Annotated in this window: 13 protein-coding genes; 6 read left to right on the top strand and 7 right to left on the bottom strand. The window is 46.5% G+C overall.

Annotated elements, in window-relative coordinates:
* Positions 1-7 precede the first annotated feature (7 nt).
* Positions 8-1,099: a dipeptide epimerase gene (locus ACFO4R_RS01455; protein ID WP_379787188.1), complete on the bottom strand. Its 1,092-nt coding sequence runs from the start codon at positions 1,097-1,099 to the stop codon at positions 8-10.
* Between the two features lie 17 nt (positions 1,100-1,116).
* A complete protein-coding gene (locus ACFO4R_RS01450) occupies positions 1,117-1,902 on the bottom strand; it encodes a M55 family metallopeptidase (protein WP_379787187.1) in 786 nt (261 codons plus the stop codon).
* 978 nt (positions 1,903-2,880) lie between these two features.
* Between ACFO4R_RS01450 and ACFO4R_RS01445 the strand changes: the two genes are divergently transcribed.
* A complete protein-coding gene (locus ACFO4R_RS01445) occupies positions 2,881-3,948 on the top strand; it encodes a M42 family metallopeptidase (protein WP_379787186.1) in 1,068 nt (355 codons plus the stop codon).
* A gap of 312 nt (positions 3,949-4,260) precedes the next feature.
* On the opposite strand, the gene ACFO4R_RS01440 is transcribed toward ACFO4R_RS01445, so the two are convergent.
* The 3 genes from ACFO4R_RS01440 to ACFO4R_RS01430 form a co-directional block, all read right to left on the bottom strand.
* A complete protein-coding gene (locus ACFO4R_RS01440; protein ID WP_379787185.1) occupies positions 4,261-6,009 on the bottom strand; it encodes an ABC transporter ATP-binding protein in 1,749 nt (582 codons plus the stop codon).
* Positions 5,994-7,787 (bottom strand): ABC transporter ATP-binding protein, encoded by a 1,794-nt coding sequence (locus tag ACFO4R_RS01435; protein WP_379787184.1) that lies wholly within the window; start codon positions 7,785-7,787, stop codon positions 5,994-5,996. The genes ACFO4R_RS01440 and ACFO4R_RS01435 overlap by 16 nt, the downstream gene beginning before the upstream one ends.
* A gap of 542 nt (positions 7,788-8,329) precedes the next feature.
* Complete coding sequence (locus ACFO4R_RS01430) at positions 8,330-9,343, bottom strand: AraC family transcriptional regulator (protein WP_379787183.1); 1,014 nt, start codon at positions 9,341-9,343, stop codon at positions 8,330-8,332.
* A 1,139-nt stretch (positions 9,344-10,482) separates the two neighbouring features.
* Between ACFO4R_RS01430 and ACFO4R_RS01425 the strand changes: the two genes are divergently transcribed.
* The 4 genes from ACFO4R_RS01425 (at position 10,483) to ACFO4R_RS01410 (ending at position 16,855) form a co-directional block, all read left to right on the top strand.
* Positions 10,483-13,011, top strand: a complete 2,529-nt coding sequence (locus ACFO4R_RS01425) for a ribonucleoside-diphosphate reductase subunit alpha (RefSeq protein ID WP_379787182.1) — start codon at positions 10,483-10,485, stop codon at positions 13,009-13,011.
* Between the two features lie 15 nt (positions 13,012-13,026).
* Positions 13,027-14,070 (top strand): ribonucleotide-diphosphate reductase subunit beta, encoded by a 1,044-nt coding sequence (locus ACFO4R_RS01420; RefSeq protein ID WP_379787181.1) that lies wholly within the window; start codon positions 13,027-13,029, stop codon positions 14,068-14,070.
* A 404-nt stretch (positions 14,071-14,474) separates the two neighbouring features.
* Positions 14,475-15,728, top strand: coding sequence for a coproporphyrinogen-III oxidase family protein (locus ACFO4R_RS01415; RefSeq protein ID WP_379787180.1), 1,254 nt, complete (start codon positions 14,475-14,477; stop codon positions 15,726-15,728).
* A gap of 719 nt (positions 15,729-16,447) precedes the next feature.
* On the top strand, positions 16,448-16,855 hold the full coding sequence (locus tag ACFO4R_RS01410) for an RrF2 family transcriptional regulator (RefSeq protein WP_379787179.1): 408 nt from the start codon (positions 16,448-16,450) through the stop codon (positions 16,853-16,855).
* A 516-nt stretch (positions 16,856-17,371) separates the two neighbouring features.
* Here the strand turns inward: ACFO4R_RS01410 and ACFO4R_RS01405 are convergent.
* Positions 17,372-19,879, bottom strand: a complete 2,508-nt coding sequence (locus tag ACFO4R_RS01405; protein WP_379787178.1) for an FAD-dependent oxidoreductase — start codon at positions 19,877-19,879, stop codon at positions 17,372-17,374.
* Between the two features lie 501 nt (positions 19,880-20,380).
* Entirely contained in the window at positions 20,381-20,935 is a 555-nt protein-coding gene (locus tag ACFO4R_RS01400; protein WP_379787177.1) for a DUF1836 domain-containing protein, read from the bottom strand.
* A gap of 335 nt (positions 20,936-21,270) precedes the next feature.
* On the opposite strand from ACFO4R_RS01400, the gene ACFO4R_RS01395 reads away from it, so the two are divergent.
* Positions 21,271-24,777: a cobaltochelatase subunit CobN gene (locus ACFO4R_RS01395; protein ID WP_379787176.1), complete on the top strand. Its 3,507-nt coding sequence runs from the start codon at positions 21,271-21,273 to the stop codon at positions 24,775-24,777.
* Positions 24,778-24,779: the final 2 nt, after the last annotated feature.

Here is a 24,779-nt window from a genome sequence, read left to right as displayed (position 1 = left end):
ATCTCTCCTACCGGAAAAACTCCTCCAGACCCCGCACCTCTTCGATACCTATGCCCGCCGTCTCATTCATCGTGATCAAAGCCTCGTTGAAATCGGGACCTCCCTTCGTCAAGTCAATCTTGCAAAGACCCGGCCCGTCCAAGTCGATATATCGGATCTCCTCCCTCGCCGCGGCCAAGTGCGCCGCCGCACTCACAGACACCTTTCCTTCGAGCATACAACCTATCATACAATCCACACCGTAGATATCGGCAATGCTGATAATCTGAAGAGCCTTGTGGATGCCTCCCGTCTTCATCAACTTGATATTGATAATGTCTGCAGCCTTCCTCGTTATCACTTCGATCGCCTGCTTCGGCGAAAACACGCTCTCATCAGCCATGATCGGTATGGGAGAATGTTTTGTCACTTCAACCATTCCTTCAAGATCACTGTAATGGACCGGTTGCTCTATAAGTTCGATGTCCAAGCGGTGCTTGGACAGCTCCTCGATCACATCGAGGGCTTCCTTGGGAGTCCATCCCTGGTTGGCATCCAAGCGAAGTTTGACCTCGCTGCCCACCGCCTCACGAATCCTTCTTATCCTCTCGATATCCTTCTTATCCGAACCTACCTTGATCTTCAAGGTCGTATATCCTCTTCTCAATGCCTCCTTGGAATCTTTGACCATCTCCTCAATTGGATTTACACTGATGGTGAGGTCGGTGTCAATCCTTTTTTTCGAACCTCCCAAGGCCTTGTATAAAGGAAGGTTCAACCTTTTCGCCCACAGATCGTAGAGGGCGATGTCGACCGCCGCCTTTGCACTGGTGTTACCTATCATCGCACTATGAAGAAGCCTTTGATTTTCCTCCATTTCGAGCACAAGACGCCCGATGAGTTTGGGAGCGATATGCTCCCTGATCGCACAAGCGATCGACGCCCTCGTCTCTCCTGTGATCACTGCCGTCGGAGGTGCCTCCCCGTAGCCCGTCAAACCGTCATCGGTCGTGATGACGACCACGATATCGTCAACTGCATCCACGACGCGTAAGGCCGTCTTGAACGCAGTTCGAAGAGGTATCTTCCACTCGTAGACTTCTATCGTCTTTATCCTCATCCCCGCCTCCTTCTCTTCTATAAGACAAACATCAGGGTCCTCATAATCTCGTACCCGTTGCCTTCAAACCTCACTTCCGTGGGAGATACCTGTCGCACTCCGGGAAAGAAAGACGCCTTATAAGCCGTCCTGTGATGAATGAAGTCCAAGCGTGCTTCGATCTTTTCCTCCCTCTTCATAAGGGGTGCCGGATCCTCAAGCGCCTTCTTCATTCCTTGGTAGATGCCCTCTATCGCGTCCTCGGGATGAAGGTTAATCGTCGCATCTCCCAAACCCTCCTTGACCGCAAAGGTAACAAGGCCCGGGACTTGGTCCTGCGCCTCCTCACAGAGAGCCTTATCCCCCGAGAGAAAGATCGAAGGCACTCCCAGATGGAGGGCGAAGTGATGGTTGAGGTAGAACTCGGATGTCAACACATCGTTGAGATAGAGCGCTCTGACCTTCGCCCCGCTGATCGTATGTGCAAGAGGGTTTCCGTTACTTCCGGCTGAAGAGTGATAGCCGATGTAGGCAGTCGCCGAAAAATCCTCCTTCAACCCTTCCATCATCATCGGAGGCCCTCCGCTCCAGCCTCTGATCAGCTTGACGCCTCTCGGCAGCATGTCCGCAATAAGGTTCCTGCCCGTCGCATGAGAGTCCTTGACGACAACTTCTTCCACGCCGAAGTCGAGGGCCGCTCTACAGGCAGTCGCCACCTCCCTGCTCATCTGCTCGGCGGAAAACTTCGGGTGCTCCAAATCACACTCCTCCCAATTCGTAACCGTACATATCCCTTCGATATCCGTTGAAATAAACAACTTCATCTATCCACCTTCTCTCTCTTCGTTTTTGTTTTGACAAATAGCCTCGATCCTCGATCACATATTGAGAACTGTCCTTCAAACAAGGATCCAAGCAATTTTTATTTTCGACCTTCAAACAACCGGATTCTGTCGATTATACACATTCCCGATACAACGCCTCCTTCGTTGCAAAGTTTTTATTCCAATAGAAAAAGCCTCATCATTACTGTTTGAGGTCGGATCACACTTTTGTTAATTGACGAAGCTTGATATCATATTGAAAAGAACACCCCTCTGTATCTGTCAATGCCCCAAAAGTTGTTATTCCCATCCTCTGTTTTCTTTTTTTCCTAAAGTAGTGCAGCGTTCTTTATTTTTTTGAATATACTAACATTTATGACGATTTTTGTCAATGATATATCTGATAATTTAATCATTTGGTGTTACCGTAATCAAAGCTTTCTTTTTTCAGACTCGTCTCGTTCGGTTTGATATGGTATAATCGCTTAGTAAGAAGAGTACAAGAGCAAAAGACACCCCTATACCGACCAGGAAACAATAGAAAAACAGTCTCTCACAAAGCAGACTGTTCTTTTTGGAAATATTTATGGAAATACCGTGAAAAGGGATCTGACCGTTCGCTGTAAATAAAGATAAAAGGAAGTCCGCACAAGGAGACAAAAGCAGCTCTCCGTTGTTTCAAAAAATACAGAAACCCTCTTGAGCGAACACTTTTAGAGATGTGTTTGTCTGAAAAAAACAGAACTTTGTCCGCTTTTTCAAATTACACGCCATTGTTCCGGTCTTCTGACGCATTATTTCTATGAATTGCAACTGTTCTGTGAACCCTTCCGTATTTATAATGAGAATGCCGAATAAGGCTAAGTATCAATATGCCGATACACCGGTAATAAGATTTGTTCCGGTTTGTACGAGGTATGAATTATTTATATCAACGATTCCAACAGAGAATCGCATACGAAGAAATGGAGGCTATGTATGACACAGACAACATTCGACAAAGAAGTTTACAAGGAGTATATCGACTATATCCTGGAGCAGGCGAAAAACCTTCTTGCTATTGACAGTCCGTCAGGCTTCGGTGCGGAGGTTACTTCGTATTTGATGGAGGAGCTCAAAACGATGGGTGTTTGCGCAAAAATGAGTACAAAGGGAGGAGTTCTCGCCAACATCCCTTCCAAGAGAGAAGATGAGGCCATCTTGTTCCAAGCCCACTGTGATACCCTGGGAGCGATGATCCACGAGATAAAAGGCGATGGACGTTTGAAACTGACGAATATCGGCGGGATGGAGGCAAACAACGCCGAAGCGGAAAATGTAAGGATAAGAACGAGGGAAGGCAAAGTCTACGAAGGTACCTGCCAGTTGATCAACGCTTCCGTCCATGTCAATCCCGATTACAGAAAGACCGAAAGGACTTGGAAGAATATGGAAGTCGTTATCGATGAGGACGTTTCCTCAAAGAAGGAGGTCGAAGCTCTGGGCATTATGGTCGGAGACTACGTCTGTTTTGATCCCCGTACCAAAATTACCGAGTCCGGTTATATCAAGAGCAGATTCCTCGATGACAAACTCTCGGCAGCCATCCTGCTCGGTTATGCTAAGTATCTGAAAGACAGAAACATCACACCCGATCGAAGCATCTACCTTCATTTTACTATCTACGAAGAAGTAGGCCACGGAGGTTCTTCCCCCTGCCCCGAAGAGGTCAATGAGGTATGGTCCGTCGATATGGGCTGTGTCGGCGAAGGGCTGAACTGCACCGAAAGAGAGGTGTCCATTGCTGCCAAGGATTCGGGAGGTCCCTACAACTATGAAGTCGTAAGCAGGTTAATCGAACTGGCGAAAAAATATGACATCGGCTATGCCGTAGACATCTATCCCTTCTACGGCTCGGATGTGGAAGCGACCTTGAGTGCAGGCTTCGATGTCAAGCATGCCCTGATCGGACCCGGTGTCTATGCGTCCCACGGTTACGAAAGAAGCCACAGGGACGGAGTAGCCAACACCTTCCGCCTGATTCAGGCCTATATGGAAGACAGATAAACAAAAACGGGGCTGTTGCATGCCGGAGATTATACACCGGATGTAGTCGCATTTCAACGAAATGCTATCCGTGCAAAAATCTCAAAATGCAACAGCCTCGTCATGTAAACAACTAGAGATCCACGGCTCGATTTCCTCCTCATCGGGAAGAACCGGGGAGGATAGACGGAGCGACAACATATGAAAGTCGATATTATACTGTTATTCATTTGGGTTATGGACATCAACGATCTGTACTCAACAGAAGGTAACACGGATGTTCGTAGTCATAAAATATAGTATCCCCGCAGTTCTATCGGACAAGGCTATAAATTAGGAAAAATGCCATCCCTCCGTTTTCTTCCTAATCTCAATAAAATCCTTATACAATCCCGGCTTCTCCAAAAGCTGTTTGTGGGTACCCGATTGCACCAAGTGCCCTTCATCAAGCACCAGAATTTGGTCGGCCTTCTCTATCGTCGACAGTCTGTGGGCAATCGTCACAATGGTCTTTCCGTTTACCAATTCACTGATGGCCTTCTGTATGAGGTGTTCGTTTTCCGGATCGACGCTCGCCGTAGCTTCATCGAGAATAACGATGGGTGCATCCTTGAGCAAAGCTCTCGCAATTGAAATCCTCTGTTTTTCTCCCCCGGAGAGGAAGGAGCCTCCTTCTCCGACAAGGCTGTCATATCCTCGGGGCAGAGCCGAGATAAAATCATGGCAACACGCTTTTTTGGCAGCTTCGATCACCTCTTCATCCGTCGCTTCGGGTTTTCCGAATTTTATATTGTTCCTAACCGTGTCGTTAAACAGATATACCTTCTGAAACACGGTGCTGATATTTTTCAACAAGCTGTCACAGCTAAACTCCCTTACATCATGCCCTCCTACTCTGATCGTTCCGCTACCGACATCATAAAAACGCATGATCAAACTGCAAATCGTCGTTTTTCCGCTTCCGGAGGGTCCGACAATCGCCGTAGTCGTCTTCTGCGGAATACGAAAGGAGAGGTCGTGTAAAACCTCCTTCTCCCTGTAGCCGAAAGAGACATGTTGAAACTCAATTCCATAATCGGAAATGGAGAGGTCTTTTCCGTCCTCGTCCAAGAAGTCCGCCTCTTTGATTTCTTTCAATTTGTCAAGCGAAGTATCGATAAGACCGAGCATATAGACGGAATCACTCATATTCTCGACGGAGCCGAAAATCATAAAGGAAAACATCGCTATCAGGAGAAATACCGACACCGTCATAGCTTCCCGGAGCGTAAACACTCCGGCTAGCGATATCAAAAGAACGGATGCTGTTTTTAGAGAAAGAAAGTGGGCACAGTTGTTCGGTACAACACCGCGTTCGATCTCCAAATTGATATCCTTGTGCCTGTTGCATGCCTCCTTCCACTCTCTGAACGAAACTCCCTCCTGACCGAAGGACTTGACGATCGGCAAGCCGTGTATATACTCCAGAGCTGCACCTGTGATCCTCTCCTGCGATTCCTGCTTCATTCCGGCGTTCTTTCTGCTATGGATACTGATCCTGATAAGAAACAGCGAAGATATGCCTGCCCCTGCAAGAACCACCGGAACCCCCGGAGGAAAGATGACCAAAAGAAGCAGAATAATAGCAAGCAGATTGATATAACCGTTTAGCACGGAATCCACCAATTTCATTCCCATAAGCTCGAGACTCGACAGTTCATTGGTCAAAACCGTCAGAATATCTCCCGTATCTCTCTTTGAAAAATATCCCAGAGATACTCTTTTAAGAATGTCTCCGATATACAAACGCTCCTGTGCAGCGACCTCATCCCCGATACTCTCCTGGAGCCTTGCCTTCCAATAGGAGAAAAAATATCTGAACGCTATAGAAGCCGAGATCCCCGCCAAAGAAAGCCAAACCGTACTCCATTCAAGTCTTTTTATCTTATTCATATCATCCAACACTCTATCCAAAGCCCACGATGCAATAAGGATGGGAGCAGAGGAAAACCACATGGCAAAGAAGGAGCACACACAGCCCAAATACAAACGTTTTCGATACTTTCCCGTCCAATCCAAGATTCTCTTTACGGTTCCAAACATAGATCAACATCCTCCTTTTGCGATACCGCCCAGTGTTTTGCTCCAATATGGGCCTCCCACATCGCCCTGTAAAGTGCACTGCTTTTTAGCAACTCTTCCCCGGTTCCGCTGTCTACGATCCTCCCCCGTTCAAGAACAAGAATCCGATCGGCGTTCCGGACCGTGGAAAGACGATGAGCAATCACGAGCAGGGTCTTACCCCCGGTAAGCTGCCCAATAGATCTTTGTATCTGTTCTTCGTTTTGAGGATCGGTAAAAGCCGTAGCCTCATCCAAAATAAGAATGGGTGCATTTTTCAGTATAGCCCTTGCAATCGAAACCCTCTGCTTTTCACCTCCGGAAAGTATCCTTCCCGCTTCTCCCGCCGAGGTCTCATATCCGTGCTCCAGTCTTCTGATAAAATCATCACAGCAGGCAGCCCTTGCAGCCGCAAACACTTCTTCGTCGGTCGCATCGGGTTTCCCTAAACGAATGTTTTCCTTGAGAGAACAGTTAAAGAGAAAGTTGTCCTGGGTAACAAAACTGACAAGGCTTGAGAGTTCTCTGAGAGAAAGATCCCTGATATCCGTTTCTCCGATTTTGATACTTCCTTCGCTCGTATCCCAAAATCGAGCGATGAGTTTTGCCACGGTGGACTTTCCTCCTCCGGAAGGACCGACGAGGGCGGTAAAACTCCCTTCACTCAGTTTAAAACTGAGATCGTGCAAAACCGCGTCATCCATCTTAGACGAGTAGGAAAAACTCACATGATCGAAGCGGACATCATAAGAGGAAGGTTTCGGCTGTTTCGACGTATCATTCAAAACCTCGATATTCAAAAGTTCTCTTACTCCAATCACATTGTATTTCATCGACTTGAACTCCGTGATAAAAATTGTTGCCTTCATAAGAACAGGGAGAAGGCTGAGAGCCAAGACCAAACATACGGTCAACTCTACGGGAGTGATGATCCCCAGTTTATACAGGCTCAGTCCGACCGGCAAGGTTCCCAGGAATGTCGTCGGCAGGATAGACAAGATCAGATTCATCGCCTTATGCGAACTTTGAAACCACTCCAAGATAAAATCCCTATAAGAATGGACCGCTTCGGTAAACTTCCGATAAGAACCGGCGGATTGATTGAAGGTCTTGACGACCTCGATCCCCGACACATATTCCACAATAACGCTGTTGACATAGTCGCTCGCCTTCATATACGCAGAATACTTTTCTTCAAAACCCTTGTTCGTAACCATCATGGGGACTGCAGCCACAGGCAGGGTGAGCATGGAGGCAAAACCCATTCTCCAATCGAGCCAAAACAGGTAGACAAATACCGAGAGGGCAAGAACAAGGTTTGCTCCCAGTTCCGGTATCATATGGGCCAAAGGACGTTCTATGCCCTCAACTTTTTCGATCATCACATTTTTGAGATATCCGATCTCCTGTTCCGTGACCCTCCCCAAGGGAGCCTTCATCAATCGGTCTGCAATAGCAAGTCTCATCCGATAGAGGACGTTGTACGCCGCACTGTGCGAAAGAGTTGTCGAAAAACCGAAAAAGAGGTAGTGAATGAGGTAGGCCGACGTTGCAATCATACACCAAAATAAAAAACTCGCAAGATCCGGGTCATCAAATAGGAACAATTCCACAATCCGATACAGGCACAGATAGGGAACAAATCCTCCTGCGACACTGATCAGAGAACACAACATCGAAAGAAGCATCTTCTCCTTGCTCTTCGAGGCAAACCGGAGAAGTTCTCTCATCCAACCCTTTTCATTTATTTTTTCTTGCACAAGACATACCTCCTCGTATCATAAAGCAACATATAGCAACATACTTGCTCATCGGATTTCATACTATTACCTGTTTAAATCGCTCGGTTATCTGTATGAGCTTTTTTATACCCTTCTCCGTTTGAAATTTCGGATATGAAACATCTATCCTTTCCAAAAAAACAATTGGAGGATGATATGCTTCAAAGCGTTCCACCTGTCGATTTTATACTATTATCCATTCAAATTGTCCGGTTGCGGAGTTTGAATTCTCGGATTACTCAAAACGTTTTCGGTAAATATAGTCTGTTTCCCTGACATGTTATACTATTTTTCCTTTGAGTTGTGGATATAAACAATCTGTGACCATAGAAGATAAAGACTGTGACCATAGAAGATAAAGAGATTTTTTGCAGGTTGAAAAAACGGATCTATCAATACATCTATTGAATAATAGTATTAAACGGGGAATAGTATTCTCCATCATTCAAATGACAAATAGTATTACCTCTTCCTTACAAAAAAGATCGACCGAGGTATTCTCGATCGATCCCATTATAAGTTTATTTTTGTTTTATATCTTCTCCGTCCGGCCATAAATTCTCCATATGGACAGAATGTTTTCGATAGAATGAAGGCGTACTACCGATTACCTCCTTAAAGGCGGAAGAAAACTTGCCGGGACTGTCATAGCCCACCATTCCGGCAATCGTCGCTATGCTCAGTTCCTTGTGCTCTCTCAAGAGATTGGCTGCATGATTCATTCGATAACTCCTCATATAGGCAAAAATCGAGTTCCCGTAAACGGATCTGAAGCAGGTCTTAAGTGTTGTCAGAGGGATGTCAAAACGTTTGGACAGTTCATTGAGGGTATAACGGTTCTCGATGTCCTGTATCAACAGTTTGTGAACGGCATTGACCTTTTCGACTTGGGCCTTGTAGAAATAGGGTCTTGATTCCCTGTTTTCATCCGAAAATTCCAAGGCATCGAGGAAGAGGAGAAGCTCCAATATCTTTACCCGAAGATAATATTCTCTAATCTTCAGAGGGATGGTATAGAGCTCTGAAAAAATATGTTTGATCTCCGGTACACCCCGAATGACGAAGGGGTGTTTGTCGTCGCAATACTTCTGTTGTATGTGATACAAATCCACGGGAAACCCCGCCATAGCTTCAGGTAAAGATTTGGAGGCCTCCTTCATATCGAACACAACAGAAATTCCATGAAAATGTTTTGTCGGCATCCTCATATGACCTGTATGACGGATACGTCGATCCACCTTGAGCTCTCCCGCCTCAAAGTAGGTATATCCTCCATCCTCCACCTCCTGTTCGAGCCTTCCCTCCCGACAATGGTCGATACAAAGCATATCAAAGCCCGGATGAAAATTCGATTCACACGATGACATATGAAAATCGTTATATAGAACGCAGATCCCGGGCAACACCTTATAGAAGGTCATCATCCCCTCACCGCCGATATCCGAAATACGAACAATACTGCAAGTTTCGTCCTCTGCAAGGGTATGGCAGCTTGCATTGAGAAACGGTGTAGCTCCCCGAATATATTCCAACATCCTTACCTCCTAATTGAATACTCTCAAGTCTTAAGCACAAAGCTACTCCTAAACATTTCAAATCCGTTCAAAAACAGTATATTTCTGTTTCCTGTATAAGTCTTTGTCTATCCCCATTTTTCATTGTGCTATCGCACAGGTTTGATACAATTCCCTGATAAAAGTTCGGTTACATCCGGTTTATGAGTACGAATATTCCTTTTTTCTACAAAGTACAGCTCATTGATATCCATAACTCAAAGGCACAATAGTGTAATCCTTCTATTCTATTACATTGCCCGGTTGTCCAGGGTGTTTTTTTTTGACACAGGACTCAAATAGGAAGATACACAACGAAGAGAGATACGTTTTTTCTAATAGCAGATGTGGCTTGCGATCGGTTGAAAAAGCGGGAAATGGATCGGCGTGTAGACCTGAAGTATGAACGAAGTGAGTTACGAAGTTCATCTCCCACACTATCGAAATTGCTTTTTCCTCACTGAAGTATGAACGGAGTGAGTTACGAAGGGTGCTAAGCCGACCCAAAGGAGTGAGCCATTGTTATAAATCCTCTGTTTGCGCGTTAAGAAGTTCTGCTGCTATGTTTCACGACTCAGGTTTAGGTTCAAAAACGTCCCCATCAGCAACGATGTATATTCTAAAATACATATCATTCCACGCATACGGTTCCGTTCCAACCTGCATTTTAAACGGAGAACGATGCAACGATCATTTTGTATCTTTAATGTTCTGCTGTCCAAATACTCCACATCATTCAAAACAATGGGCATACCTGCATATCTTTAGGTGTTGTCTTCCTTCTTTTCCGCATGTATTGTGCTTCTTCACGCCCCACCTTCCTTCCGCGGCGATATTGTATCCTCGGATTTCATACAATACAAAAGATTTTTGAAAACAGTTCCAAATGATATGAATAAACCTCTCACTTAATATTATGTTTTCATTTATTTTTATTATATCATATTTTTAAAATTCAAAAAAATCCCAAGTTCTTTCCTAACAAAATTTTTTCCCTTCTAATCCTTTTCATTCACTTACAAGGCTGCTCTCCCCACATTCTTCTCCACTTTTAAATACCTACTATATGTGGTATATTATTATACAATTTTTAAAATTTATAACAATATAGGAGAATACATGTGAAAATCATTAAACGAAACGGAGAAGAAAAAGACTTCGATATAAGGAAGATCGAAGTTGCAATGGAAAAGGCATTTGTCAGTGTCGGAATGCCTATCCATCACGAGAAGATCGCCTCGATGGCGAAGGAAGTAGAAGAAAAGGTGCGGACACAATTTCCCAAACATCATATCGTGTCCGTAGAAGAAGTCCAGGATTTTGTCGAGATCGCACTGATCGAAAACAATTACTACGCGGTCGTCAAGTCCTACATTCTGTACCGTGCAAGCCACCATACGATGCGAAAGACTCTTGAGGATTTCGGCCAATACTTCAAGGATCCCTCCATCCTATCGGAGATGAAGCAAATTCAGGAAGAATTCAAAGAAGATGCCTATAACCTGTCCTTCCTTCTGAGCAAGTTTTCGTCGTTTGCGAAGGACAGCATGAACGAAGGCGAGCACCTCGCCATCCTGATCAAGGCGGCCAGTGAGCTGACAAGCAAGGAAGCTCCGAAGTGGGAGTTTATCGCCGCAAGATTCCTCTCTCTACAGATCGAGCGACACATCTCTTTAGAGATGAATAAACTTGAAGTCTACTCGTTTCGAGAAAAGATCCATCTTCTGACCAAGGAAGGTCTTTACGGAGAATACATTACGCAACACTATTCGGATGCTCAGATCGATGAACTTGAATCCTATCTTGATATAAACAGAAACCGCCTGTTCAATTACAGCGGTCTGGATCTGGTGATGAAGCGTTATCTCATCAAGGACAATGAAGGAAAGATTTTGGAATCCGTTCAAGAAATGTTTATGGGCATTGCCATGCACCTCGCCCTGCCCGAGAAGGAGCACAAGGTCCACTGGGCAAAAAAAATCTACGATATCCTAAGTACCCTCAAGGTTACCATGGCGACCCCCACGATGTCCAACGCCCGAAAGCCTTTTCATCAGCTTTCGTCCTGCTTTATCGACACCATTCCCGACAGTTTGGACGGTATCTATCGTTCAATCACGAATTTTTCTCAGGTATCCAAGCACGGAGGAGGAATGGGTCTCTATTTCGGCAAAGTTCGTGCGATGGGATCCGACATCCGCGGCTTCAAGGGAGTGGCGGGCGGTGTCATCCGATGGATCAAGCTCGCCAATGACACGGCAGTTGCGGTGGACCAACTCGGTGTACGACAGGGAGCCTGTGCGGTCTACCTCGATATCTGGCACAAGGACATCCCGGAGTTTCTTCAACTCAGGACGAACAACGGAGATGATAGAATGAAGGCACACGATATCTTCCCGGCGGTCTGTTTCCCGGATTATTTCTGGAAGCTTGCTAAAGAAGATATCGATGCCAACTGGTATATGATGTGTCCTCACGAAATTGAGAATGTAAAGGGGTTTAAACTCGAAGACAGCTACGGCGATGAATGGGTCGAAAAATATAAGAGCTGCATCGAGGATCCGAGGCTCGACAAACGTGTGATGAGCGTCAAAGATATGGTACGGCTGATCATCAAGTCGGCAGTCGAAACGGGAACCCCCTTCGTCTTCAACCGAGATGTCGTCAACCGATACAATCCCAATCCGCACAAAGGTATCATTTATTCCTCCAACCTCTGTACCGAGATTGCACAGAATATGCAAGGAATCGAGACCATCTCTACCGAGGTCGTCATGGTCGACAACGAAGAGGTCGTGGTGGAAAAGACCAAGCCAGGAGACTTCGTTGTTTGCAACCTTGCCTCCCTCGTTCTCGGTAATATTGATGTCAGGGACAAGACGGAGCTTGAAGAAGTCGTATCCACGGTAGTACGCGCACTGGATAACGTCATCGACCTCAACTACTATCCGCTCCCCTATGCACAGATCACCAACCAAAAATACAGAGCCATAGGTCTGGGTACGAGCGGTTATCATCACAGCCTGGTCAAAAACGGAATCTCCTTCCAAAGTGAAGAGCATATCTCCTTCGCCGATGAGGTCTATGAAGACATCAACTATTTCGCGATCAAGGCAAGCTGTGCAATCAGCAAGGAGAAGGGCGCCTATCCCTATTTCAAGGGTTCCGATTGGGACAACGGAAAGTATTTCGAGAAAAGATCCTACACCTCCGAGCGTTGGAGAAAGCTCTATGAAGAGATCGGCAGACATGGACTTCGCAACGGCTATCTTATGGCGGTCGCTCCAACCGGTTCGACTTCAATCATCGCCGGTACGACAGCCGCCATCGATCCCGTGATGAAACGCTACTTCCTGGAAGAGAAAAAGGGACAGATTGTACCGAGGGTTGCACCCGGTCTTACTCCCGAAACCTTCTGGCTCTACGAAAATGCTCACGAGATCGACCAAAGCTGGGTCATCCGCTCCGCGGCGGTGCGTCAAAGACATATTGATCAATCACAGTCCGTCAACTTGTATATTACAACGGAGTTCAGTATGAGCCAGATACTCAAGCTCTATATCAATGCCTGCGAGCAGGAAGTCAAAACTCTGTACTATGTCAGAAGCAAATCACTGGAAATTGAAAGCTGCGACAGTTGCAGTTCATAATAGGAGGAAAACATCATGGATGAAATCAAACGAAAAGCCCTGTTTAACGAACATGGGGACATTGAACTTTCGAAGCGAAGAATGATAAACGGAAACACGACCAACCTCAATGACTTCAACAATATGAAATATTCATGGGTCAGCGACTGGTACCGTCATGCGATGAACAATTTTTGGATTCCCGAAGAGATCAATCTTACACAGGATATCAAGGATTATCGAAATCTGGACAACGAAGAAAAGACCGCTTACGACAAGATCCTCTCCTTCCTGATCTTTCTGGATTCCTTGCAGACGGCCAACCTGCCGAACATCGGAGAATTTATCACTGCCAACGAGGTCAATCTCTGCCTGACCATCCAAGCCTATCAGGAGGCGATCCATTCTCAAAGTTACGGCTACATCCTGGACACCATCTGCTCGCCCGAGGAGAGGACCAAGATTCTCTATCAATGGAAGGACGATCCTCTCCTACTGGCAAGAAACAAGTTCATCGGGGAGCAATACAACGATTTTTACTACAACCGGACCAAGTATAACCTGCTCAAGACTGCGGTTGCCAACTACATCCTGGAGGGGATCTACTTCTACTCCGGCTTTATGTTCTTCTACTCCCTCGGTCGTAGCGGAAAGATGCCCGGGACGGTTCAGGAGATCCGTTACATCAACCGCGATGAGAACACCCATCTCTGGTTGTTCCGCTCCATCATCTTGGAATTAAAGAAGGAAGAGCCGGAACTCTTCACCGAAGAGAACATCGAGACATTTCGTTCGATGATCCGCCAAGGAGTCGAAGAAGAGATCAAGTGGGCGAACTACGTCATAGGCGACCGTATCAAGGGTCTTACGATGAAGATGGTCGAAGAGTACCTGAAGTACCTCGGAAACCTCCGCTGTCGCGGTCTGGGCTTTGACTTCATCTACGAAGGATATGAGAAAGAACCGCCGTCGATGGCATGGGTCATGGAATACTCCGATCCCAACGCCATCAAGACCGACTTCTTCGAAGCCAAGGTCTCCGCTTACTCCAAGTCCAGCGTTATCGAGGACGACCTATAAAAAACGCCATACAAAGACGAACTCCGGTTTTTATACTAAAACCCACTAATGGAAATACCGTGATAATAAGAGGTATCTTTGTGAAAGATCCTTTCTGATAAAGGAACGTAACAATGAAACGAGGATGTTTTTGGACCCGAAAACCAAGTTGTAAAACATAACATCGGAACTTCTTATCGCTCAAACAACGATGTATGTCCATGTTCCACTCGTTCGGATCGGTTCGAAAAAACTCCATAAAGCGTATTTACTATGTGAAACAGATTTTAGACGTTTTCTTCAAACCAATACACCATTATCTCGAATTTCGAGTTACAAAAAAGATGTTTTTAAACCTGTTTGATACAAGCCCCTACACCAATCAAAGAAAGGGGCTTGTATCGAATATATCTCAGGAGGTCGCCATGAGTATCTTGACAACTCTCAGCCGAATGTGGCTCACCCGTTCCCTAAATCCCTTTATATTTACAGACGAATACGATAACAGCCTACCCTTTGAGGACTGCTCTTCCCTGGGCCTCTATGTGCATATCCCGTTCTGTCGCAATATCTGTGCCTTCTGCCCCTACTGCAAGCAGGTCTACGACGAGTCCGTCTGCAAAGCTTATATTGAAGCCCTCCTGAACGAAATCCGTATGGTTACAAAAGACATGAAGGAAAAGAAAAAGGTAACAAGCCTCTATTTCGGGGGAGGTTCTCCCGCTCTTATTGCAGACCTCTTAGGGGAGATCATCGATCTGCTGAAACAGCATTTTATCATCACGGAAGGCATAGGGGTGGAGCTCCATCCCGAAGACATCCGCGACAGTACCCTTTCTCTGTTGCAAGAGGCCGGAGTAAGCAAACTGAGTATCGGCATCCAATCCTTTCATGACAAGTTCCTCGGCATCCTGGGCAGACCTCCCCTCAACATAGAAGGAATGAGGGAGACCTTGGAGCGCTATTCGTTTGAAACGGTGTCGATGGACTTTATCTTCGCCCTTCCCGGACAAACGGCGGACGACCTGAAGACGGACACGGAGCTTGCCTTCTCGATCGGAGCCAACCACATTGCCGTCTATCCCTTTATCGACTTTGACTTCACATCAAACAAAGTCCCTCCCATGAGAAAAAATGAAAAACGAAGATTGCTCGATGAGATTACACTTCATTTTGAAGAGAAGGGCTATGTACGCAATTCCATCTGGACCTTTTCCAATGAAGAAAACGCGAATTACTCGTCAATGACAAGAGACAACTTCCTGGGTTTCGGCTGCTCGGCAACCACCCTCCTCAAAGATCAGTTTAAGATCAACACGTTCTCGGTAGAGGAATACTGTCGCAGGATTTCTCAAAACAACCTGCCCACCTCTCTCACCCTGCACTTCTCCCCTAGACAGAGGATGATCTACTACCTGTTTTGGACCGCTTACAGCACCGAAGTCAATCCGAAGAACTTTGAAGACTTTTTCCATATCCCCTTGAAGAAGGTCTACGGCTTGGAGTTCTTTCTCGCGGAAAAGCTCGGTTTTTTCAAAAAAGAAGGCTCGTGCTACAAGATGACATTGAAGGGTGCCTTCTATTACCATCACTACGAAAACTTCTACACCCTCTCTTACATCGACAAGATGTGGGGCATTATGAAGGACGAGGCCTTTCCTTCCGAGATTCGTTTGTAAGCCGTCTTTCCTATCAGAAAACCATTGCACAATGCAACCGCATACTATCTTCTCACAGATGACAGCAGCCTCAAAAGAAGTTATCCTGACGGATTTTCGCAGTTTACACCACTACCTGTTGTATCGACCTCTCATATGATTGAAACCTGTGAGCATACAAGCTGTTTTTGATGGTTATATGTTGCTCCGGCAGTTTCATCGGAAAATAGTCCCTCCAATAGAAGTGTGCTCATCTCTGCTCTGCGACTACAAAAATCCGTTACAACTTCTACGCAGAACAGCTCCTTGATATCAATGATCCAATAAATAATAGTATGGATACCGAGATGGAGCTGTATGCCTGCGTAGCATTTGCTCAATACTTTTTCGCAGCATTTTCGGATATTAACCTTATCTACTCCGATAAGTATGGTATTTTTGTAAAGTCCGCCTCTTCCATCTATACTTATGGGATATAAAGTGTTATACTCATCTTACAACTTTTGGAATAGACCGATACATACCGTAGTAACCGGTGTCCGTTGCGAACAATGAGGTCCTTTGGGGCTATGTGTGTTTCATTGTTCGTCTTCAGTTCTTGTATGTTGGGCTGAAGAAAATCTTATTGTGAGTTTTGTTTTTCAATTTGCACAGGCGTTTTCATATTTCTTTCGCAAGAGAGGCTGTTGCCTTGATGAAACCTCTCACGGAAATATCTTTGTATTAAAGGAGTGAAGTGCGTGCAACTAAATATTACCACAGACTATGCAATTCGTATTATGGTCCATTTGGCAAAAACAGGTGACATTGTGTCCAGTCGGGAGCTTTCCGAAGCTACAAATGTAACTCCCAGTTATGTACTTAAAATTATGCGCAAGTTGGTCGGACACGGTCTTGTATCTCAATTCAGAGGAGCTACCGGAGGCTTTTCTATCAAGAAGGAAGCCAAGGATATCAGCCTTCTTGAGATTATCTCATTGATGGAGGGGACCATCAAACTCAATCGATGTCTGGAAGATGACCTGTACTGCAACAACGGAAGATCTCCTCAGTGTGCGGTCCACCAGCTTTACAAGGGTCTACAAGCCATTTTGGAAGAGAAGCTTGCATCCACCTCCCTACAGGATGTCTTGGACGGTACGATCTGATACGGAGGAAGTCGGGCAAAGTATGGATGCTTAGTCGAGGGCAGATCGTTCTTATCTTTTTCTTTTATCTTCTATAGTTACCCCAAACCAGAAAATGAGGTTATCTTTAAAGATAACCTCATTTTCTATTGGCTACACTACATTTATACTACTATTCTTTTGAATAGTGGATATAAACAATCTGTGACCCATAAAAGACAACATAGTTTTTCGTCATCGAAAAATAGATATATCCATACTTCTATCGAAGAATAGTATTAAACCGTTCGGGATCTATCCTTGCCTAAATGACTTGAGCGATCCTATAATTCAACGCACTCAAACTCTCCATTCATACAGATAATAGTGTTACGGGACCCGTACTATTTCTCTTAAGAAAACACCACACAATTTAGAAAAATGTCATACAATCGCTTTGATATGAATGTTGAATTCCTTGAAAGTATTGATTTAACAAAACTTCATTTCTTGCATACTCACAGAAAAATCAAGATTTCACATTTGTGTGCTATTGCTTTAGATGAACAGGTTTACATTCGACTGCTCGGCATCTCCGAGGTAGGTCGCAACTCCTGCAAGTTCGACTCCATCAATCAGTTCCTCCTGCTTGATCCCCATAACATCCATGGACATCGTGCAGGCAACGAGTTTGACTCCATTTTTCATCGCACTCTTCATCAATTCTTCCAAGCTCGCGACATTTTTCTGCTTCATGACCGCCCTCATCATCTTAGTTCCTATTCCTCCCATATTCATCTTGGAAAGTTTAAGTTTACCGATCCCTCTGGGCATCATCAGAGCGAACATCTTCTCGATAAGGTTCTTTTGAGTTCTGACCGGCGAGGACTTTCTAAGTGCATTCAAGCCCCAGAAGGTAAAGAACATGGTCACGGGACGTCCCATAGCCGCCGCTCCGTTGGCGATGATAAAGGAGGCTATGATCTTATCCAGATCCCCGCTGAAGACGACCATCGTCTTGCCTTGAGGAAGGTTCTGCTCTACCTTTTCCTCGACCTTGCAGACACCGGTCGCCTCTCCTTCCCCTCCCTTTTGGATGGTGACGATGTTCTCCAAACCCTGTTTGGTCGCTCCGAGATAGGTATTTCCCGTTCTTTTGCACCAGCTTTCGACGTCACGGGCAAAGCCCATATCGGTCGCAGACACCTTCATGACTTCTCCGCTCTTCATCATATTCAGAGTTTCGTTGACCTTCATGATCGGTCCCGGGCATTGCAGTCCGCAGCAATCGATGATTCTAACATCAGCAGTGTTCCGACTTACATCCTCAGTTCCTCTGTCGGAGCCTCCTTCTGCCCTGTCGATGTTTTTTTGATTTTCCTTCTTCACATCTAAAGTCGCCGACTTGTAAAAGCCTGTTCCCGCCTCAAGCACGCTTACCTTTTCGAATCCGCTCTGCATCAGGATCCTCGCAGCATTGTAGGAGCGCACGCCCACGGCACAGTAGGTGCAGATCTCCTTGTTCTTGGGAAGTTCATGCAACCTCTGTCTCAACTCTCCCAGCGGAATGTGAACGGAAGGTTCCATCGCCCATACCGAACGCTCCACATCTTCCATGATATCAAGTACAAGGAAGTCCTCCCTTCCCTTCATCTTCTCGACTTCCTCGGGGCTTCGGAAGACTACGAGTTTACGCAGAATGTTTTCCGCGACAAAACCGAGCATATTGACGGGATCCTTCGCCGAAGAGTAGGGCGGAGCATAGGCAAGCTCCAATTTCTTGAGATCTTCAATCGTTCCGTTCAATCGAATCACCGTTGCGAGAACATCGATCCTCTTGTCTACGCCATCCTGCCCGACCGCCTGCGCCCCGTATATGGTTCCGCTCTTGTCGAAGATCATCTTTATCGTCATCGGCGTAGCCATAGGATAATAGCCCGCGTGAGATTTTTGGGTGATTGTCGCGACATAGTAGTCCTTATCTTTTTCCTTTCCTTCCATCTTTAGGGCCTTCTCGTTCAGTCCTACGGCTCCCACACTGAAGTCAAAGACTTGGGCGATCGAGGTTCCCATCGTTCCTTCGTATTCCTCCAGGTCGGAAGCACCCTTTCCTGAAGATACAATATTGTTTGCAACGATCCTTCCCTGTTTGTTTGCCGGACCTGCCAGAGGAATCATCCCGGGTTGCTTGCTGACAAAGTTTTCGATCTCGATGATGTCTCCAACCGCCCAAATATTCTTATGAGAAGTCCTCATCGTCTTATCGACCTTCACTCCGCCTCTTTGGTTGAGCTCCAATCCCGCTTCCTTCGCGATCAAACTGTTGGGCCTTACTCCGATGGACAAGATGACCATATCGGCCTTTACGAGATCTCCGCTCGCCAAAGCAATCTCCGTCCGATCCCCTACCCGTCGAAACTCCTTGACACCATCTCCCAACCTCAGATCCACTCCGTTGTTGATCATGTTCTCATGCAGGATCTGAGCCATCTCGAAGTCGATCGGCGCCATGACCTGATTTTGAGCCTCGATGATCGAAACATGAATCCCGCGTTTATGAAGGTTCTCCGCCATCTCAAGTCCGATAAATCCCCCACCGATTACCGCGGCAGTTTCGGGCTTTTTCTCGTCGACCACCCTGCGGATGGTATCGGTATCGGGAATCGTCCAAAGGGTGTAGATCCCTTCTCCGTCTATCCCCGGAATGGGAGGCTTGAGCGGAGAAGATCCCGTGGCCAGGATCAGATCGTCGTAGGTCTCCTCATAGGTCGAACCGTCCTTGCGTGCGATCGTAACACGGTTTTTCTCTTTATCGATAGAGACGGCCTCATTTCCCGTTCTTACATCGATGTTGAACTTTTTCTTCATCGCTTCGGGCGTCTGGAGCAGAAGAGCCTCCCTCTCCTTAATCACATCTCCGATATAATACGGTAGTCCGCAGTTGGCATAGGAGATATAGTCCCCTCTCTCCAAGAGGATGATCTCCATCTTCTCATCCAACCTTCTCAATCTTGCAGCTGCTGTCGCTCCTCCCGCAACTCCTCCTATAATAAGCGTCTTACTCATCTTCTTTCCTCCTCTTCTCTTCGAATCCAAAGTACTTTGTATATAAATATTCTCTTTCGTCCAAACCGTTCCGACGTATTATGTCCGTTGAAATCAAACGGTCTAAGTCTATCATCCGTTAGGAAAATCCCTCACGAGGGCAAACTTCCGATTTTTCTTCGATTCTAAAAAACACAAAAATCGGTCATATCAATACTTTTAAAAATTTCACTCTTTGTACAGAATTTATTTTAGACTGGTTTTTCGAAATTATTCGGTATCACCTTAGAACTTTTGTTACATCTCTTTTTGACTGTACAGCTTCGTTTCATCTCCTATGGAGCACAAATCCCGACATCCATAATTCAAATGAACAATTGTGTGAAATAGCATCTGCGAAAACGATAGATATCCTGCCAAACATCAGAATCCGAAACTTTAAGCGTCCGGACCTATAAGCAAAGAACCTATCCTTCCTCTTCTGCAAGGGCTCCCTTCTCTTAAAACCGATCCGCTTCCGCCTCAGTCCCGATCTTGCTTTTCCTTACATAAACGCGAAAAACACTTGTCCAAATACACCTTGTGGGCAACCGTTATCACGGTGTTTCTGAGCATGATCTTCTCCTGTGCCTCTTCTTTTCCGGCGTTTTCCGACCTATCTTCCAAACCGAAGACCCTAAAAAGGGTCCTCTCGAACTCCTCCCTGAAATACTCATAGGACATTCGCATATCGCAGATCTGCTTTTGGTTCTCCATACAGATCCTAATGTCCTCGAGGGAGAGCACCGATTTTGCAAGGGTAATAAAGATCAGGCAGGCGATCTGCTCCGTGTAATATTGTTTTTTGATCGGACTCTCGATCAGACCCATCTTCACATAGTTACTGATCATGGAACTCGTAATCGTGATACTCTCCAAGGGCTCCATATACTTCGATATATACTTTGTTACCTGATCGAGAAACATCCCGATATCGGGGATGTCTTCATACTTCGGCAGACCGAAATCCTTGATAGACAGGGCGATCTCCTGTCTTAATCGCTCTTCCAAATACCATACCTCCTTATTTGCCGCCACATGGACTTCCTACTTGATGTCGAGCCTTAACCTCGGACACGGGGAAATCCCCCTTTGTACTTTCTCGGAATTTGCTCGACCTTAATGTTTAATCTTCCTCTTCATTATACCCCCACAAAATTGACAAGGTAAACAAAACTTTGTAATAAGTTTTTAAAAAGCTTATTATTTGGTTTTTTTTACCTTGTCAAAACTCGAATCCCGCCATATATTTTTACGAAACTTTTCTTATCCGATCGCACAAGAGACACCTCCGATACAAAACTTTTACTCATTTCAAAAAATTATGCTAAAATACAAGAAGAACCGCTGTATGTAAAAGGAGAGTATTGCTTATGAAAATCACGGTAATCGCGGTATCTTCACCCGCCCTCTACCACCTTTCGAACCTGCGACATGAATTCGAAAGAGACCTGAATCAAAAAATCGTCTGGAACCTCCTTCGCATCTCGCCCTCTTGCGTCCCCTTCCTCCTATCCCGGCAAGAGGAGATCATATCCTCCATCGAAGACTCGGACTTTGTGGTCATGGATCTTATGGGCAGTTCACCCGTCCTGTTGGAGGTCTTCGAGGAAGGTTTGAAGAGGTGCAGGGGACATCGCCTAATCATCGGTAATCTCTGTAGAGAATATACCAAACTCGGTGCCTTCTCCATGTCCATGATGAAAAAAAGAAATTCTCCCGAAAAAGAGGATATCCGCCTGCCACAGGAAGAACAGCGTCGGCAAAACGACACTTCGCGGGCGATTAAGACCATGCACCGAATGAGAAGGATTGCTATGATCCTGGGCAACATCATTCCCTTCGGAATGGCCAAAGATATCAAAAATGCGTTTCGTCTGACAGATTACTGGCAACAGGGCACCGAGGAAGATATTCGCTCCTTTATCCACCTGATCTTGAGGGAATATCTCGGACAGAGGCAGGTCCCCAAGGAGAAGCCCTCCGGTATCAAATACGGGATCTACCTCAAACATCCGCTTACGGGCGAGGTTTTCGAATCCCTGCCCTCTTATAGAAAGAAGCATTTTACACGACCAAGACCCCTGACCGTAGCCCTTTTGTTCTACGGTCACAGCTATCCCAACGACTTCTCCCCGGTCACGCGGGAGGTCTTCACCCAGTTGGAGGAAAACTACAACGTCCTGCCCATTGCTTTCTCCCAAAGCCGAGACTGTGACCTCGATGACCTGAGGTCCTACCTGTGTGATAAGGAGATTTCCCTGTGTGCCGTCGTCAACCTCATGCCTTTTCGGCTCGGAGCAGGCCCGATGGGAGGGGATGCACAGAAGGCGATCGATATCCTGGAGAACTGTAACGTTCCTTATTTCAAGCCCCTCATCGTCACGAGGGCGGACCGCACCGAATGGGAGGAACGAAGTGCTTTGGATTCCGGAGAGTTTCTGATAAGCATCCTCCTGCCGGAACTGGACGGAGCGATCCACACCTATCCCTTAGGTCTCTCGCGCCGAGAACGGATCGCGGAGGAAGAGGGCCTTGACATCAGTATCACCGAGCCGATCAAAGAGAGAATCTCGACGTTCTGCAAACGATTGGATCGCTTTGTCACTTTGAGAACGAAGGCCAACTGCGATAAAAAGATCGCCCTCGTCTGCTACAATTACCCCGCCGGAGAAGGCAGCCTCTTCTCCGCCTCCTTCCTGGATTCCTTCTCTTCCCTGTCCAACATTCTGAAACACTTGCACAGAAAAGGTTATCAGGTCGAAGAGCTCTCGGAAGAAGAACTCCGCCGCTTCTTTACCTCGGACGGGATGTGCAACGATCCGGCTTGGGCAAGCTCCTCTCCAAGCCCCTATACCTATGAAGGAGTCCCGATCAGAGGATTTCGCTCCGGCAACATATTTATCGGGATCCAACCCGTGAAAAAACAGAATCAGACAGAAGAGGAAATCCACGACCGCAACCTTCCTCCCTCTAAAGAATATCAGTCTTTCTACCTGTGGCTTGAGCACGAGTTTCAGGCAGATGCGGTGATACACATCGGAACACACGGCACCTTGGAATTTCTTCCCGGAAAAGAAAATGCCGTCTCCGGCGATTGTTGGCCGGACAAACTTCTCGGGCTCCTTCCCCACTTTTATTACTACTATGTGGGAAATCCCTCCGAAGCAATGATTGCCAAAAGACGAAGCAACGCGAGCCTCATCAGCTACCTTCCTCCCGTCTTTCGGGAAAGCGAACTCTACGGTCCTTACTCGGACTTGAAACGACTGATCTCAGAGTACAGGGAAGCTCTACAGATAGCACCCGAACGCTGCAACGATCTGCTCACCCACATGGAAGAGCTCTCAAGGTCTCTCTCCTTCCTCAAAGAGGGAGAGGTCCTGCGTTCTTCAATGCTCGATAAGATCGAAGAAGAACTCTACGAGTATGAAACCTCCCTGATCCCCGACGGACTTCACATCCTCGGAAAACCCTACACTCCGGAAGAAGCCGAATCCTTCGCCGAACGTGCACTTTCGTTCATCGGCAAGGAAGATACCCGATATGAGGAGAAGAAAAAGACCCTCCTCCATTACTGTCTGAACAATACCGAGCTGGACTCCTTGACCGAAGCTCTGAATTCATCCTACCTTCCTGTAGGAATCGCAGGCGATATCCTCAAAGAACCCAATCTTCTTCCCTCGGGACGAAACCTTGTCCAGTTCAACCCTCTGCACGTTCCTACAAGGACAGCTTTCGAGAGGGGTAAGACCATAGCCGAAAACATCCTTCGCTCCTACTTTGACAGACACGGGGCCTATCCGGAGACGACGGCGGTCATCCTCTGGGGACTTGAAACATCGAAGACACAGGGAGAGACCCTCGGTCAGATCCTCTACTACCTCGGAGCAAGACTCAAGGAAGGTTCGGATCGATTTGACAGCCGTTTCGAGCTCCTCCCCCTTGAAGAGCTCGATCGCCCTCGTATCGATGTCGTCATCCATATCTGCGGTTTCTTCCGGGATATGTTCCCCAATCTTTTGGAAAATTTGAACGAGCTCTTTCGCAAGTTGGACGAGCTGAAAGAAGATCCGAAGGACAGTTTCTTTGCAAAAAATACCGAGCGTCGTTACCGCGAAAATCTGGAGGCCGGTCTAAGATCCGAACTCGCAAGAGAGCTCGCCCGAAGCAGGATCTTCGGCCCCGGTGAAGGAGAGTACGGTACCTCCCTGACCCGAAGAATCAAGGAGGGAAGTTGGAAGGACAGCAGGGAACTGGGCGACTTCTTTGCCGACGACCTCTCCTATCTCTACTCCTCTTCCCAAAGAGCCTTCCCTGCAAGGAACAGCCTCCTGTCTTCTTACAAGAGGGTCGAACTCCTCTCCCAGGTCCGAAACAATGTGGAGTACGAACTGACGGACTTGGATCACTACTATGAGTTTTACGGAGGTCTCTCCAAGGCCATAGAGAATGTCCGTGGAGAACAGGCGGATATGTATGTCGCCGACACTGTAGGCGCAGGCATAGCCGTCCGCGATATAAAGACTGCCCTCCAAAGGGGGATCCGCCTCCGCCTTCTCAATCCTCAGTGGATCGAAGGAATGATGCGCCATCAGTACCACGGAGTACAGGAGATCGCAAAACGTTTCGAGAACGTCATCGGCTTTGCCTCGACCACAAACTCTATAGACGAAAAGACCTTTTCCGATCTCCAAAAACAGTTCGTCTTCGAGGAACATCTTCGCAGACGGATGCAGCAGAGCAATCGCTGGGCTTATATCCAAGTTCTGAACAGACTTGCAGAAGCGAAGAACCGAGGTTTGTGGACACCTACGGACAAAGAGTGGAGCACTCTACAGGAAGTATATCTGGAAACCGAAACCGATATGGAACACTAGGA

The sequence above is a fragment of the Filifactor villosus genome (assembly GCF_042652965.1).
Classification (GTDB): Bacteria; Bacillota; Clostridia; order Peptostreptococcales; family Filifactoraceae; genus Filifactor; species Filifactor villosus.
Note: the sequence above shows the minus strand (reverse complement) of the source record. Positions and strands in the feature narration are given on the sequence as shown.

Bases quoted from the DNA above. Each gene is read 5' to 3' on its own strand.
- ACFO4R_RS01455 (WP_379787188.1), bottom strand. From the start codon at position 1,099: ATGAGGATAAAGACGATAGAAGTCTACGAGTGGAAGATACCTCTTCGA.
- ACFO4R_RS01450 (WP_379787187.1), bottom strand. From the start codon at position 1,902: ATGAAGTTGTTTATTTCAACGGATATCGAAGGGATATGTACGGTTACG.
- ACFO4R_RS01445 (WP_379787186.1), top strand. From the start codon at position 2,881: ATGACACAGACAACATTCGACAAAGAAGTTTACAAGGAGTATATCGAC.
- ACFO4R_RS01440 (WP_379787185.1), bottom strand. From the start codon at position 6,009: ATGTTTGGAACCGTAAAGAGAATCTTGGATTGGACGGGAAAGTATCGA.
- ACFO4R_RS01430 (WP_379787183.1), bottom strand. From the start codon at position 9,343: ATGTTGGAATATATTCGGGGAGCTACACCGTTTCTCAATGCAAGCTGC.
- ACFO4R_RS01420 (WP_379787181.1), top strand. From the start codon at position 13,027: ATGGATGAAATCAAACGAAAAGCCCTGTTTAACGAACATGGGGACATT.
- ACFO4R_RS01415 (WP_379787180.1), top strand. From the start codon at position 14,475: ATGAGTATCTTGACAACTCTCAGCCGAATGTGGCTCACCCGTTCCCTA.
- ACFO4R_RS01405 (WP_379787178.1), bottom strand. From the start codon at position 19,879: ATGAGTAAGACGCTTATTATAGGAGGAGTTGCGGGAGGAGCGACAGCA.
- ACFO4R_RS01395 (WP_379787176.1), top strand. From the start codon at position 21,271: ATGAAAATCACGGTAATCGCGGTATCTTCACCCGCCCTCTACCACCTT.